Raw genomic sequence first — 14,517 nt, 5'->3', positions numbered from 1 at the left:
AGCCCTCGAATGTTATGGACCTTCCTGAGGTCGGAGAGGGGTCGCCCGGCGTGCACCCGGGGATACCATCGCGCCCATGAATCCCGCGAAGCCCGTTGAGAAGCGGATGACGGACCGGTCCTCGGGGACCGCGACGCTTGCCGAGATCGCCCGGGAGGCCGGCGTCTCCGCTCCGACTGTTTCGAAGGTGCTCAACGGCCGGGCCGATGTCGCCCCGGCCACCCGCACCCGCGTCGAGGAACTGCTGCGCGCGTACGGCTACCGGCGCCGCCGCGCCGAGGCGACCCGCTCGCCCCTCGTCGACCTGGTCTTCCACGAGCTGGAGAGCGCCTGGGCGATGGAGGTCATCCGGGGCGTCGAGAACGTGGCGCGGGAGGTGGGACTGAGCGTCGTCCTCTCCGAGAGCGCGGGACGGCTGACCCCCGGGCGGACCTGGGCCGACCAGGTCGCCGCCCGCCGCCCGCACGGCGTCATCCTCGTCCTGTCCCGGCTGGACGAGTCCCAGCGCGCGCTGCTGACCAGCAGGTCCATCCCGTTCGTGGTGATGGACCCGGCGGGCGACCCGGGCGACGACGTGCCGTCCATCGGCGCCACCAACTGGCACGGCGGGCTGGCCGCGACCCGCCATCTCGTCGACCTGGGGCACCGGCGGATCGGCGCCATCAGCGGGCCCTCACGCATGATGTGCAGCCGCGCGCGCGTCGACGGATACCGGGCGGCGCTGGAGACGGCGGGGCTGCCGGTGGACCCGGAGCTGATCAGGACCGGGAACTTCCACCACGAGGACGGCTACCGGCTGGGCCTCGACCTGCTGCGCCGCCCCGACCGCCCGACGGCCGTCTTCACCGGCAACGACCTCCAGGCGCTCGGCCTGTACGAGGCCGCCCGCGAGTTGGGGCTGCGCATTCCGGAGGACCTGAGCGTCGTGGGGTTCGACGATCTGCCGGTGGCGCGCTGGGTCGGGCCGCCGCTGACGACCGTACGGCAGCCGCTGACGGAGATGGCGGAGGCGGCGGCCAGGCTGGTGCTGGAGCTGGGGCGCGAGGAGCGGCCGGCCGCGGGGACCAGGGTGGAGCTGGCGACGAGTCTGGTGGTGCGCAGCAGTACGGGGGCGGCTCCGGCGGTCGGCCTGGCGTGAAGTGGACGTATTGACGAGTGAGGCATCCCGCTCCACACTCCTCCGAAGCCAATCGGTTGCAAGGCCGAAACTTTCGGAGGCACCCGCATGAGATCTCTGAGAACAGGCTTATCCCTGGGGTCCGTCCTCACCGGCATCGCCGCCCTCGGCGCCCTGCTGGTCGCGGCCCCCGCCGCCCACGCGGCCGACACCCCGCTGCGCGACCTCGCCGCCGCCAAGGGCAAGGTCATCGGCACCGCTGTCACCGGGTCCAAGCTCACGGGGACGTACGGGGGCATCGCCGGGGCCCAGTTCAGCTCGCTCACTCCTGGCAACGCCATGAAGTGGGAGACCGTCGAGCCCACCCGGGGCACCTACAACTGGGCCGAGGCCGACCAGATCGTGGCGTTCGCGCAGGCCCACAACCAGCAGGTGCGCGGGCACACCCTTGTCTGGCACAGCCAGAACCCGAGCTGGCTGACGAACGGCACCTGGACGTCCGCGCAGCTCAGTTCGCTGCTCCAGGACCACATCACCACCGAGGTCACCCGCTACAAGGGCAAGCTGGCCGCCTGGGACGTGGTGAACGAACCCTTCAACGAGGACGGCACCTACCGCTCGACCCTCTGGTACAACGGCCTCGGCTCCGACTACATCGCCCAGGCCCTGACCTGGGCGCACGCGGCCGACCCGAGCGCCAAGCTCTACATCAACGACTACAACGTCGAGGGCGTCAACGCGAAGAGCACCGCCCTCTACAACCTGGTCAAGTCGCTGAAGGAGCGCGGCGTCCCGATCGACGGGGTCGGTCTCCAGGCCCACCTCATTCTCGGCCAGGTGCCGTCCACGCTCCAGCAGAACATCCAGCGCTTCGCCGACCTCGGCGTCGACGTGGCGATCACGGAGCTGGACATCCGTATGCAGGTCCCCTCCGACAGCACGAAGCTGACGCAGCAGGCCGCCGACTACAAGGCAGTGTTCGACGCGTGCGTGGCGGTGTCCCGGTGCTACGGCGTCACCGTCTGGGGCTTCACCGACTCCGACTCCTGGATCCCGGACGTCTTCTCCGGGTACGGCGCGGCGACCCCGTACGACGAGAACTACGCGCCGAAACCGGCGTACTACGCGATCGCGAGCTCCCTGGGCGGGACCTCGACACCACCGCCCACGGGTGCGTGCACGGCGACGTACAGCGTCCAGAGCCAGTGGAACACGGGCTTCACGGGGCAGGTGAGGATCGCCTGTTCCGGGGCCGCGCTGTCGTCGTGGAAGGTGAACTGGACGTACGGCGCGGGCCAGCGGATCACCCAGGCCTGGAACGCCGACTGCACCCAGTCCGGTGCGGCGGTGACGTGCGCGAACGCCTCCTACAACGGAACGGTACCGAACGGTGGATCAGTGACGTTCGGGTTCAACGCGTCATGGAGCGGGAGCAATCCGGTGCCCACGGTGACGCTGGGCTGAGGGCGGCGTGAGAAGTCTTAGATTTTCCGAAGGAAAGCCCAGAAGAGGTTCCTGCTCGTAATAATTCGGACTTACGTTCCTCCGCGTGACTGCAGAAGAGGAGCGCGGGGGCGAACGTGGGGCCGGGCGCGGGAACGGGGACGAGAGCGGAGACGGGAACGAGGGCGCCGCGAGACGTGCCGGACGGCGGAGAAGTCTGCTGAAAGCCGCCGGCATCACGCTCGCCGGCGTCCTCGTGCTCTCCATGGCGGGCGCGGGCTGGGCCTACTGGCGTCTGAACCACAACATCAAGAGCGTGGACATCAACAGCGCGCTGGGCGACGACCGTCCGGCGAAGGCGGTGTCGGCCCCGCCGGCGTCCGCGTCCGCCTCGGCCGCCCCGCTGCCGAGCGGCGCCCTGAACATCCTGGTCCTCGGCTCCGACTCGCGCAGCGGGAGGGCGAACGCCGCGCTCGGGGGCGGCGACAGCTCGGGCGCCCGCTCCGACACGGCGATGGTCGTCCACATCGACGAGGGCCGCACCAAGGCGACGGTGGTGAGCATCCCCCGGGACACCCTGGTGACCCGCCCGTCGTGCCCGACCTCGTCCGGCGGGACGACCTCGGCGGCGTACAACGCGATGTTCAACAGCGCCTACTCGGTGGGCGGTCCGGTCTGCGCGGTGAAGACCGTCGAGTCACTCACCGACGTCCGCATGGACCACTACATCGAGATCGACTTCTCCGGCTTCGCGAAACTGGTGGACGCGCTCGGCGGCGTCACGGTCACGACGGACCAGGACATCGACGACGACAAGAGCCATCTGCACCTCAAGGCGGGCACCCACCACCTGGGCGGCACCCAGGCCCTGGCGCTGGCCCGCACCCGGCACGGCATAGGCGACGGCAGCGACCTCGGCCGCATAGGCCTCCAGCAGAAGCTGGTCAAGGCGCTGCTGGAACAGATGGCGTCGACGTCCCTGCTCGGGGACGGTGTCGAAACCGGTGTCTCCCGTTCGACGCACGGGTGAGAGGCAGGGAGAAGCCCCGCCTTCGAGGCACCACGGACACGAGGAGTCACCATGCCGCGCTATCTGTCGCTCGTCCAGATCGACGAGAGCACCGCGCCCGCCGAGGGCCCGAGCCCGGAGCTGATGCAGCGGATGGGCGAGCTGATCGAGGAGATCACCAAGGCGGGGGTCATGCTCGACACCGCCGGGCTGACGCCGTCCGCCCAGGGCAAGCGGGTGCACTGGTCGGGCGGGCAGCTGTCCGTCACCGACGGGCCCTTCACCGAGTCCAAGGAGGTCGTCGGCGGCTACGCGCTCATGCAGTGCAAGGACATGGCCGAGGCCCTGGAGTGGACCAAGCGGTTCCTGAAGGTGCACGAGGAGCACTGGACGGTGACCTGCGAGGTGCGGGAGATCGCCGAGGGCTAGAGCCTGTCCGGCGGGTCATGCCCCAGCGGTTCCTTGGCCTGTGGCTGCCGCGGGTGTCTGATGGTGGGTTGTGGAAGAGCAACAGCCCACCGTCACGCCCGTCACGCAGCCCGTCGCGTCCGGGGCCACCCGAGGTGCCGACGACGCGGTCGACGCGGTCGACGCGGTCGAAGCCGTCGAGACGATCTTCCGGATCGAGTCGCCCCGCATCATCGCCGGCGTCTCCCGCATCGTCCGCGACGTCGGCATCGCCGAGGAGCTCGCGCAGGACGCCCTGGTCGCGGCGCTGGAGCAGTGGCCGCGGGACGGCGTCCCGGACAACCCGGGCGCCTGGCTGACGACCACGGCCAAGCGGCGGGCGATCGACCTCGTACGCCGCCGGGAGCAGTACGCCCGCAAGCTGGAGGAGGTGGGGCGGGACCTCTCGGTGACCGCCCCGCACCACCTCGACGAACCCTCCGACCCGGACGACATCGACGACGACCTGCTGCGGCTCGTCTTCACCGCCTGCCACCCGGTCCTCTCCGCCGAGGCCCGCATCGCCCTCACCCTGCGCCTGGTCGGCGGTCTGACGACCCCGGAGATCGCCCGCGCCTTCCTCGCCCCGGAGGCGACCGTCGCCCAGCGCATCGTGCGCGCCAAGCGGACCCTGGCGACGAAGGGCGTTCCCTTCGAGGTCCCCTACGGTCCGGACCGCGAGGCCCGCCTCGGGTCCGTACTCGAGGTCATCTACCTGGTCTTCAACGAGGGGTACGCCGCCACGGCGGGCGACGACCTGCTGCGCCCCGCCCTGTGCGAGGACGCGCTGCGACTGGCCCGCGTGCTGGCCGAGTTGATGCCCAAGGAGCCCGAAGTGCACGGGCTGGTGTCCCTGCTGGAGCTCCAGGAGTCCCGCGCCGCCACCCGCACCGGCCCCTCGGGCGAGCCCGTCCTGCTCAAGGACCAAAGCCGGCGCCGCTGGAACCGTCTGCTGATCCGCCGCGGCTTCGCCGCCCTCGCCCGGGCCAACGCCGTCACCACCGGACCCCCCGGCCCGTACGCCCTCCAGGCCGCCATCGCCGCCTGTCACGCCCAGGCGTACACCTACGAGGACACCGACTGGCGGCAGATCGCCACCCTGTACGGGCTGCTGGCGACCTGTTCCCCATCCCCCGTGGTCGAGTTGAACCGCGCGGTCGCCGTCTCCATGGCCGAGGGCCCCGCCCCGGCGCTGGAGATCGTCGACCGGCTGGCCGGCGAACCGACCCTGCGCGACTACCACCTGCTGCCCAGCGTCCGCGGCGACCTGCTGGCCCGCCTCGGCCGTACGACGGAGGCCCGCGCGGAGTTCGAACGAGCCGCGGGTCTGGCCCGCAACGAACGGGAACGCGAGCTGCTGGAGGCGCGGGCGAGGGACTGCCGCTAGGCGGTGCGACGCTAGGGAGTGAGCCGCTCGGCCGGGTGGCCGAGCAGCATCGTCGGTGCCCCCGCGACCCTGGTCAGGAAGACGGTCGCGGAATGGGGGCCGTGCGACTTGGGCAGGGCCTTCTTGCGGAGTTCCTCCGGTTCGACCGCCGACCCCCGCTTCTTCACCGTCAGCACCCCGACCCCCCGCTCCCGCAGCAGCGCCTTCAACTTCTTCACGTTGAAGGGAAGTCGGTCGGTGATCTCGTAGGCGGAGGCGTACGGCGTCGGGCGCAGTTCGTCCGCCGTGATGTACGCGATCGTCTCGTCGACCAGCCCGCCGCCGACCTCCTCGGCGACCTCGGCGACCAGATGGGCGCGGATGACGGCGCCGTCGGGCTCGTACAGGTAGCGCCCGACCTCGCGCACAGCGGGGTCGGGCAGGCCGCGGCCGCGCAGCTCGCGCGGACCGGGCAGCAGGGTGGCCCGCACGAGTCCCGGCTCGGTGCCGAACCACAGCACCGCCTCCTTCACGTCACCGGCGTCCGAGATCCACTCGGCCTCGGCCTCGGCGGGGACCGCCTCGTGGGGGATGCCCGGGGCGATCTTCAGGGCGGCGAGCGGGGCCTTCAGGGCCGTCGCGACCGCCCAGGAGAGCGGGGGCGAGTACGCCTCCGGGTCGAAGATCCGCCCACCCGTCGCCCGACCACCGCCCCTCACAGACGCTCCCCCAGAGCCGAAAGCCTGGGGGGACCCCCATCGCGCGGCCCCTCCTTGTCTGCCGCCGCGCCGCGCCGGATCCACGAAGACCGCGTCGTACGCGGCCGTGTCGACCTCCGTGACATCGGCCTCGCGCACCTCGATGAGGTCGGCGAGCCCGAGCGCCTCGGCGTTCGCGCGCGCCACCGCCACCGTCAGTGGGTCGCGGTCGACGGCGAGGACGCGGATCCCGGCGCGGGCCAGCGCGATCGCGTCGCCGCCGATGCCGGAGCACAGGTCGGCCACCGAGCGGACGCCCAGGGACCGCAGCCGCCGCGCGCGATGGGTGGCGACCGTGGTGCGGGTCGACTGCTCGACCCCGTTCGGGGTGAAGTACATGCGCTCCGCGTCCTCGGCGCCGAACTTCGCCGCAGCCCGCTGCCGCAGCCGCGCCTGCCCGAGCGCGGCCGAGACCAGTTCGGCCGGGTGGTCGCGGCGCAGCCGGGTGGCGACGGCCAGCTCCTGGGCCGGTTCGGTGCCGCGCACCTCGTCGAGCAGGGCACGGCCCTCGGGGGTGAGCAGGGAGGCGAAGGAGACGTCGTTCACCGGCCCATTGTCGGTCAGCGCGGGTGGGTGTGGGCCAGTCGGTGGACGGTGGGCCCCTGGTCGCGGTGTCGGAGCCGCGGGCGGGTGGTGGCCTGCGAGGATCCGACACCATGCGATCAGTACGACAAAAGTACAAAAACAACGCAAAGAGGGCGCGGGTATGGGGCGGGGTCGCCGTCCTCGCCGTCGCCGCCCTCGCGTCCGGTTGCGCCGACGACGACACCAACGGCGCCCGCGTGGCCGGGGGACCCGAGGCGCTGCACGCGCCCCCGGCCCGCGCCCTTGACTCCTACGCCGCCAGAATCCGCGCGCAGCAGGCAGCCCGGGTCGTCGCCGCCAAGCGCTGGGGGCTCGCGAAGGTCCCGCTGGCCGCGCCGCCGGCCCCGGCGAGGAAGCGGGTCATCCGGCCCCGCGACGGCTTCGAGGTCACCGATCAGGACGAGCTGGGCCTGCCGCCGGTCTTCACGACCGTCCCCACCAAGGACAAGGTCGTCTTCCTCACCATCGACGACGGCTCCGAGAAGGACCCGGCGTTCCTCAGGATGATGAGCGACCTGAAGATCCCGTACACCGCCTTCCTGAGCAACTACCTGATCAAGGACGACTACGGGTACTTCCGGAAGATGCGAGACCAGGGCGTCACGCTCAACAACCACACCCTCACCCATCCCTACCTGCCCGGCCTCTCCTACGAGGAGCAGAGGCACGAGATCTGCGGCATGCAGGACATCATGGAGAAACAGTTCGGCAAACGCCCGAAGGTCCTCAGGCCGCCCTACGGCAACTACAACCAGGACACCCTGCGCGCCGCCAAGTCCTGCGGCATCAAGTACGCCCCCATCTGGGACGAGGAGGTCTTCGTCGACCACTGGGAGTACCGCGACTGGGACCGCGACCTGCACCCCGGCGACATCGTCCTCACCCACTTCCGCGGCAAGGAGGACTGGGACGGCACCATGCCCGACATGGTCCGCCGCTTCCTGAAGAAGGTCACCGACAAGGGGTACGCGGTGGCACGGCTGGAGGACTACCTGTGAGAACTCGGGTGCTGGTCGCGGGGGCGCTCACCGCCGCGCTCCTGACCGGCTGCACCGGCTGTGCCCAGTCCGTCGACCCGATCGAACGGCTGGGCAAGAAGGCCGCGCAGGAGGTGCGCAGGTCCAAGCCGAAGGGGCCGACCCCGGCGGCGTACCGCCACTGGGGGCTGCCCGCCCCGCTCGCCCCCGCGCCGCGGCCGCCCGCCCGGCACGCCCTCCGCGGCGCGGGGCCGGGGCTGGCCCCCGTCGTGGACCGCGTACCCACCCGCGACAAGGTGGTCTTCCTGACCTACGACGACGGTGCCGAGCGCGATCCGCGGTTCGTCGACATGGTCCGTGAACTGCGGCTGCCGGTCAGCATGTTCCTCACGGACAGTGTCGTCGGGCCGGGGTACGGGCACTTCGCCCAGCTGCGGACGGTCGGCGCGAGCGTGCAGAACCACACCCTCCATCACGCCTCGCTGCGCGGGCTGCCGTACGCGGGCCAGCGGGCCGAGATCTGCGGCCAGCAGGACAAGCTCAAGGCCCGCTTCGGCGTCCGCCCCCGGCTCTTCCGTCCCCCCTACGGCACGTACGACACCACCACGCTGCAAGCCGCCGCCGACTGCGGGGTCGCGGCCGTCGTCCTCGGCCGGGAGCCCGACGCCCGCCGCCTGCGACCGGGTGACATCCTCTCCGGCTTCGAGGAGCCCAACCTCACGGAGGCGACGGTCAGACTCCTGCGACGCATCCAGGCGGAGGGCCTCACCCCGGCGCGCCTGGAGAACTACCTCTGACCATTCGGCTCGGGGGGCATCAATCAGCCCGTCCGGCGCTTGAGGACGAGGCCGTTCAGGCCGACAGCGGGGGTCTTGGGGCGCAGCCCCCAGGGATACGCCGACACCCACGCCGGGTGTCAAAACCCCACGCCACGCCGGAGGCTTTGGCACTCCGCTTGACCGAGTGCTAATCGCGGTCATAGTCTCGGCCTTGGCACTCCCCCCTGGAGAGTGCCAATAGCGACGGGCAGGTCCGGCACCCGCGACGACGGATCCACCTGGTCGCCACCTCAGACAGTTAACCCCGTGAGATCTCCGAAGGGGGAGGTCGGATCGTGACGACCACCAGCTCCAAGGTTGCCATCAAGCCGCTCGAGGACCGTGTTGTGGTCCAGCCGCTGGACGCCGAGCAGACCACGGCTTCCGGCCTGGTCATCCCGGACACCGCGAAGGAGAAGCCCCAGGAGGGCGTCGTCCTCGCCGTGGGCCCGGGCCGCTTCGAGAACGGCGAGCGCCTGCCGCTCGACGTCAGCACCGGCGACATCGTGCTGTACAGCAAGTACGGCGGCACCGAGGTGAAGTACAACGGCGAGGAGTACCTCGTCCTCTCGGCTCGCGACGTGCTCGCGATCATCGAGAAGTAGTTCACCGAGCTTCACCGTTTCACCCAGTTTTGCAGTGAACTGCGCCCCTGGCCCCCGCGACCATAACCAGCCGGGCGTCGGGGGCGCGGTTCGTTCACCCCAGTTTTCCGAGAGGGCTGAATCGCTCCCATGGCGAAGATCCTGAAGTTCGACGAGGACGCCCGTCGCGCCCTCGAGCGCGGCGTCAACAAGCTTGCCGACACCGTCAAGGTGACGATCGGCCCCAAGGGCCGCAACGTCGTCATCGACAAGAAGTTCGGCGCACCCACCATCACCAACGACGGTGTCACCATCGCCCGCGAGGTCGAGCTCGACGACCCGTACGAGAACCTCGGCGCCCAGCTGGTGAAGGAGGTGGCGACCAAGACCAACGACATCGCGGGTGACGGTACGACCACCGCCACCGTGCTGGCCCAGGCGCTCGTCCGCGAGGGCCTGAAGAACGTCGCCGCGGGTGCCTCTCCGGCGCTGCTGAAGAAGGGCATCGACGCGGCCGTCAAGGCGGTCTCGGACGAGCTCCTCGCCACCGCGCGCCCGATCGACGAGAAGTCCGACATCGCCGCCGTCGCCGCGCTGTCCGCCCAGGACCCGCAGGTCGGCGAGCTCATCGCCGAGGCGATGGACAAGGTCGGCAAGGACGGTGTCATCACCGTCGAGGAGTCCAACACCTTCGGCCTGGAGCTGGACTTCACCGAGGGCATGGCCTTCGACAAGGGCTACCTGTCGCCGTACATGGTGTCCGACCAGGAGCGTATGGAGGCCGTCCTCGACGACCCGTACATCCTCATCCACCAGGGCAAGATCAGCTCCATCCAGGACCTGCTGCCGCTGCTGGAGAAGGTCATCCAGTCCAACGCCTCCAAGCCGCTGCTGATCATCGCCGAGGACGTCGAGGGCGAGGCCCTGTCGACCCTGGTCGTGAACAAGATCCGCGGCACGTTCAACGCCGTCGCCGTGAAGGCCCCCGGCTTCGGTGACCGCCGCAAGGCCATGCTCGGCGACATCGCCACCCTCACCGGTGGTCAGGTCATCGCCGAGGAGGTCGGTCTCAAGCTCGACCAGGTCGGTCTGGACGTGCTCGGCACCGCCCGCCGCGTCACCGTCACCAAGGACGACACCACCGTCGTCGACGGTGGCGGCAGCCACGACGAGGTCGCCGGCCGGATCAACCAGATCAAGGCCGAGATCGAGAACACCGACTCCGACTGGGACCGCGAGAAGCTCCAGGAGCGCCTCGCGAAGCTGGCCGGCGGCGTGTGCGTGATCAAGGTCGGTGCCGCCACCGAGGTCGAGCTCAAGGAGAAGAAGCACCGTCTGGAGGACGCCATCTCCGCGACCCGCGCCGCGGTCGAGGAAGGCATCGTCTCCGGTGGTGGCTCCGCGCTCGTCCACGCCGTCAAGATCCTCGAGGGCAACCTCGGCAAGACCGGCGACGAGGCCACGGGTGTCGCGGTCGTCCGCCGCGCCGCCGTCGAGCCGCTGCGCTGGATCGCCGAGAACGCCGGCCTGGAGGGTTACGTCATCACCTCCAAGGTCGCCGAGCTCGACAAGGGCCAGGGCTTCAACGCCGCCACCGGCGAGTACGGCGACCTGGTCAAGTCCGGTGTCATCGACCCGGTCAAGGTCACCCGCTCCGCCCTGGAGAACGCCGCCTCCATCGCCTCCCTGCTCCTCACGACCGAGACCCTGGTCGTCGAGAAGCCGGCCGAGGAGGAGGCCGACGCCGGTCACGGCCACGGCCACGGGCACTCCCACTGAGTCTCGTACTCCCGAAGAAGCCCCCGTTCCGCATGGAACGGGGGCTTCTCCCGTACTCGGCACTACCGACTACGGACTGCCGCCCACTGACTTACCGCCTACTGACCACCGACCACCGCACTATTGCTCCAGCGCGTCCAGCGCCCCGAGCTGACTCATCAGCCCCAGCCGGTCGTACTGCCTCCAGCCCTCGACGATCTTCCCGTCCTCCTGGCAGCGGAAGATCGTCGTCCCGGTCATGGTGACCTGATTCCCGGTCGCCGGGATCCCCATGAAGTCGCCCTTGTGGGCGCCGTTCCAGGTCCACCGGGTGCAGACCCGGTCGCCCTCGGTGAGCTGGTCCTCGACGGTGAACGTGAAGTCGAACCCGCCGCGCCACATCTCGATCTCGCGCCGCATCGCGTCGAGGCCGATGGTGTCCTGCTCGTTGGCCGGGTCGTGGTCGTGGTAGTTCTCCGCCATCAGACTGTTGAGCGGCGGAAGTTCACCCCGGGTGGCGAGCGTCTCCAGGAACCGGCGGATGTTGGCCGCGTACAACTGCTCGTCCCGCACCACGTCCAGGTCGGTGAACGTCGGCAGCTCGTCGCAGAGCGCCACCATCTCGCGGAAGACCGTGTCGGTCTCGGGGAGGTTCGAGATCCGCATCGCTTCCTCGAACGAGGGGAACTCCACGATCTCTATGAAGTGGCTCGCGTCGGAGCGGTCCTTGCCGATCACATTGTGTGTCGCGGCCCGCTTGCCCTTGGTCCTTTCGACCCATGTGTCCATCAGCTGGTTCATCTCGTCGAACCGGCTGGTCCTGCAGTCGATGAGCTGTACGAATGTCATGGCGTCGCCTCCGGCCCCCTGGGTCCGGTTGAACACCCTCAGTTTCCCACCGGAGGGACGACACCACCCACTGCACGGCGGTCCCTACTGGGGACCGTACTTCCGGCCCGTCTTCGACGTGATCCCGCCCAGCAGTCCCCGCGGTGCCACCTTCACCAGGCCCATCAGCGCCTTGTAGCGAGGGTCGGGGACGGAGAGCGACTTGCCGCGGGCCAGGTCCGCGAGCGCCGCCGCGACCAGCTTGTCCGCGTCCAGCCACATCCAGTTCGGGATGTTGTCCGTGCCCATCCCGGCCCGCTGGTGGAACTCGGTGCGGACGAAACCGGGGGCCAGCGCCATCAGCCGCACGCCGCTGCCCGCCAGATCCCGCGCCGCGCCCTGCGTGAACTGCACGACCCACGCCTTGGACGCCCCGTACGTGCCCCGCGGCACGAACGCGGCCACCGACGCGACGTTGACGACCCCGCCCCGGCCACGCTCCCGCATGGCCTCGGTCGCCGCCGACGTCAACCGCAGAACGGCCTCGCAGTGCACCTTGAGCATGGTCAGCTCGTCGGCCATCGACACCTCGAGATAGCGGCCCTTGTTGCCGAAGCCCGCATTGTTGATCAGCAGGTCGACCGGGTTCTTGCGGTCGGAGAGACGGGCGGCCACCGCCTCGATGCCCTCGTCCGTCGCCAGGTCGGCGGTCAGCACCTCCGCCTCGATGCCGTGCCGGTCGTGCAGTTCGGTCGCCTGCTCGCCCAGCCGCTTGGTGTCGCGCGCCACCAGCACGAGGTTGTGCCCGTCAGCCGCCAGCCGCCGTGCGAAGGCGGCGCCGATACCCGCGGTCGATCCCGTAATCAGAGCCGTTGTCATGACCCAAGGCTATTGAATCCTCTCCTCCCTGAAGAGAGGAGATTCCTGGCTCACGCTGCCTGTGGGCCAGCGGCTCAACAGGTCTTCTGCGATCAACACCAGCCGGGTTGAAACCAGCCCGGATACAAAACAGGAGCAAGGGGACGCCACGTGCTTGGTTCTCGCGACGCGCCATCCAAGCTTCACCGTACCAGCGGGCCGGTCCACCCCAGGGTCGAACCGGCCGCTAACCGCCCTGCCGCGCCACGTATTTCTCCGCCATCTCCAGCAACTCCGGGTGCAGTGCGTCGCTCGCGGCCAACACCCAGGGCAGCAGCGTCCGTTCGGTCGTCTCGGCGCGGAAGGCGAGGGCGACCGTCACCTCGTGGTCGGGCCGGTGCACGATCTCGATCGGGTCGCCCGCCCGGATCTCGCCGGGCTCGATCACCCGTAGATAGGCACCGGGCGCGCCCTTCTGGGTGAACCGCTTCACCCAGCGCTGCTCGCCGAGGTGCCCCTGGAACGTACGGCAGGGAACGCGTCCGCAGGTGACTTCGAGGACCACCTCGGAGCCGACGCGCCAGTGCTCGCCGATCCGCGCGCCGGACACGTCGAGCCCCTCGGTCGTCAGGTTCTCACCGAACGAGCCGCTCGCCAGTGGCCGGCCGAGCTCGCGTCCCCAGTCGTCGAGGTCCTCGCGGGCGACCGCGTACACCGCCTGGTCGTTCCCGCCGTGATGGCGCAGGTCGCACACCGCGTCCCCGGCGAGGCCGCTCGCTCCGACCCCTTTGGGTCCGGGCGCCGCAACCCGCACAGGCCCGTCCACCGGCTGCTTGTCGATGCCGGTCACACCCCTGGGATGGTCCGTGTACGGGACGGCCCGCGGGCGGCCGACGTTGAGAGACAGAAGCTTCATGACAGCACGCTAGGTGATGAGGTCCAAAGCGGCGACGCAATATTCGCGGCCGTACCCAAGGATCACTTATGCTCGAAGGGTGATCGAGGCCCGTCATCTCCGTGTCCTGCGCGCCGTCGCCGCCACCGGCTCCTTCTCGGCGGCGGGACGTGAACTGGGCTGCACCCAGCCCGCCGTCAGCCAGCAGATGAAGGCGCTCGAATCGTCCGTCGGCACCCCACTCCTCGTCCGCACGGGCCGCGAGATGCGCCTCACCCAGGCGGGTGAGGCGCTGGTCCGGCACGCGGCGGGCATCATCGCGGGCCTGACCGCCGCCGAGGAGGAGGTCGCCGCGATCGCGGGCCTGCGCGCGGGCCGGGTGCGGCTCGTCTCCTTCCCCAGTGGCAGTTCCACGCTCGTCCCCACGGCCCTCGCCGCCCTGCGCGCCGCGCATCCCGGCACCCGGGTCTCCCTGGAGGAGGCCGAGCCGCCCGAGTCCGTCGAGAAGCTCCGGGCCGGCGACTGCGACATCGCCCTCGCGTTCCGCTACGAGGGCGCCGCGGGTGCCGAGGAGTGGGACGACCTGGTCGTACGGCCCCTGCTGCGGGACCGACTCGTCGGGCTGGTCCCCGAGAGGCACCGGCTCGCGCGGGCCGGGTCGGTCGCGATCGCCGAACTCGCCGGGGAGCCGTGGATCGCGGGTTGTCCGCGCTGCCGCGGACAACTGGTCGAGGTCTGCCGCGCCGCGGGCTTCGTGCCCCGCATCGACTTCGCCACCGACGACTACCCGGCCGTGGTCGGGCTGGTCGGCGCGGGCCTCGGGGTCGCGGTCCTGCCGGAGCTCGCGATCGAGTCCGTACGCCCCAAGGGTGCACGCACCGTGACGGTGGAGCCGCCGGTGCGGCGGGAGATCGTCGCGCTCACGCTGCCGGACCTGGCGCAGGTGCCGGCGGTGGCGGCGACGCTGGACCAGCTGGCGCGGGCGGCGGCCCGCTGACGCCGGGAAGGGCCGGCGGAGCTGCAAGAGCCGGCTGAGCTGGGAAAAGTCGGCCGAGCTGGAAAAAGTAGGGGCAC

13 protein-coding genes and 1 pseudogene are annotated in these 14,517 nt (G+C 70.4%); 10 read left to right on the top strand and 4 right to left on the bottom strand.

Annotated elements, in window-relative coordinates:
* Positions 1-76: 76 nt before the first annotated feature.
* From OG819_RS08950 to OG819_RS08930, 5 genes and pseudogenes are all read left to right on the top strand, one after another.
* Positions 77-1,138: a LacI family DNA-binding transcriptional regulator gene (locus OG819_RS08950; protein WP_266627621.1), complete on the top strand. Its 1,062-nt coding sequence runs from the start codon at positions 77-79 to the stop codon at positions 1,136-1,138.
* Positions 1,139-1,225: 87 nt separating this feature from the next.
* Positions 1,226-2,581, top strand: a complete 1,356-nt coding sequence (locus OG819_RS08945) for an endo-1,4-beta-xylanase (RefSeq protein ID WP_266648855.1) — start codon at positions 1,226-1,228, stop codon at positions 2,579-2,581.
* A gap of 196 nt (positions 2,582-2,777) precedes the next feature.
* Positions 2,778-3,545, top strand: a pseudogene (locus OG819_RS08940) (LCP family protein); the annotation flags it as partial.
* A gap of 96 nt (positions 3,546-3,641) precedes the next feature.
* On the top strand, positions 3,642-3,998 hold the full coding sequence (locus tag OG819_RS08935; protein WP_060901481.1) for a YciI family protein: 357 nt from the start codon (positions 3,642-3,644) through the stop codon (positions 3,996-3,998).
* A 70-nt stretch (positions 3,999-4,068) separates the two neighbouring features.
* Positions 4,069-5,403, top strand: coding sequence for an RNA polymerase sigma factor (locus OG819_RS08930; RefSeq protein ID WP_266648853.1), 1,335 nt, complete (start codon positions 4,069-4,071; stop codon positions 5,401-5,403).
* A gap of 11 nt (positions 5,404-5,414) precedes the next feature.
* Here the strand turns inward: OG819_RS08930 and OG819_RS08925 are convergent, their stop codons facing one another.
* The gene (locus tag OG819_RS08925; RefSeq protein ID WP_266648852.1) at positions 5,415-6,686 is read right to left on the bottom strand and encodes a methyltransferase domain-containing protein; all 1,272 of its coding nucleotides are present in this window, start codon (positions 6,684-6,686) and stop codon (positions 5,415-5,417) included.
* 110 nt (positions 6,687-6,796) lie between these two features.
* On the opposite strand from OG819_RS08925, the gene OG819_RS08920 reads away from it, so the two are divergent.
* From OG819_RS08920 to groL, 4 genes are all read left to right on the top strand, one after another.
* Positions 6,797-7,723 carry a polysaccharide deacetylase family protein gene (locus OG819_RS08920; RefSeq protein ID WP_266648850.1) on the top strand — a complete coding sequence of 309 codons (927 nt, stop codon included), beginning with the start codon at positions 6,797-6,799 and terminating at the stop codon, positions 7,721-7,723.
* Entirely contained in the window at positions 7,720-8,499 is a 780-nt protein-coding gene (locus OG819_RS08915) for a polysaccharide deacetylase family protein (RefSeq protein WP_266627637.1), read from the top strand. The genes OG819_RS08920 and OG819_RS08915 overlap by 4 nt, the downstream gene beginning before the upstream one ends.
* 317 nt (positions 8,500-8,816) lie before the next feature.
* A complete protein-coding gene (gene groES / locus OG819_RS08910; RefSeq protein WP_060901476.1) occupies positions 8,817-9,125 on the top strand; it encodes a co-chaperone GroES in 309 nt (102 codons plus the stop codon).
* A gap of 129 nt (positions 9,126-9,254) precedes the next feature.
* Positions 9,255-10,883: a chaperonin GroEL gene (groL, locus tag OG819_RS08905; RefSeq protein ID WP_266627640.1), complete on the top strand. Its 1,629-nt coding sequence runs from the start codon at positions 9,255-9,257 to the stop codon at positions 10,881-10,883.
* 120 nt (positions 10,884-11,003) lie between these two features.
* Here the strand turns inward: groL and OG819_RS08900 are convergent, their stop codons facing one another.
* The 3 genes from OG819_RS08900 to OG819_RS08890 all read right to left on the bottom strand — a co-directional run bounded on the left by OG819_RS08900 (position 11,004) and on the right by OG819_RS08890 (position 13,464).
* Complete coding sequence (locus tag OG819_RS08900) at positions 11,004-11,711, bottom strand: ester cyclase (RefSeq protein ID WP_266648848.1); 708 nt, start codon at positions 11,709-11,711, stop codon at positions 11,004-11,006.
* Between the two features lie 84 nt (positions 11,712-11,795).
* Entirely contained in the window at positions 11,796-12,569 is a 774-nt protein-coding gene (locus tag OG819_RS08895) for an SDR family oxidoreductase (protein WP_266437092.1), read from the bottom strand.
* A 226-nt stretch (positions 12,570-12,795) separates the two neighbouring features.
* Positions 12,796-13,464: an MOSC domain-containing protein gene (locus tag OG819_RS08890; protein WP_266648846.1), complete on the bottom strand. Its 669-nt coding sequence runs from the start codon at positions 13,462-13,464 to the stop codon at positions 12,796-12,798.
* A 79-nt stretch (positions 13,465-13,543) separates the two neighbouring features.
* On the opposite strand from OG819_RS08890, the gene OG819_RS08885 reads away from it, so the two are divergent.
* The gene (locus OG819_RS08885) at positions 13,544-14,440 is read left to right on the top strand and encodes a LysR family transcriptional regulator (protein ID WP_266584905.1); all 897 of its coding nucleotides are present in this window, start codon (positions 13,544-13,546) and stop codon (positions 14,438-14,440) included.
* The last annotated feature ends 77 nt before the right edge of the window (positions 14,441-14,517 follow it).

Origin of the sequence: Streptomyces sp. NBC_01549 (assembly GCF_026339955.1) — a bacterium.
In the GTDB taxonomy this organism is placed as follows: domain Bacteria; phylum Actinomycetota; class Actinomycetes; order Streptomycetales; family Streptomycetaceae; genus Streptomyces.
Note: the sequence above shows the minus strand (reverse complement) of the source record. Positions and strands in the feature narration are given on the sequence as shown.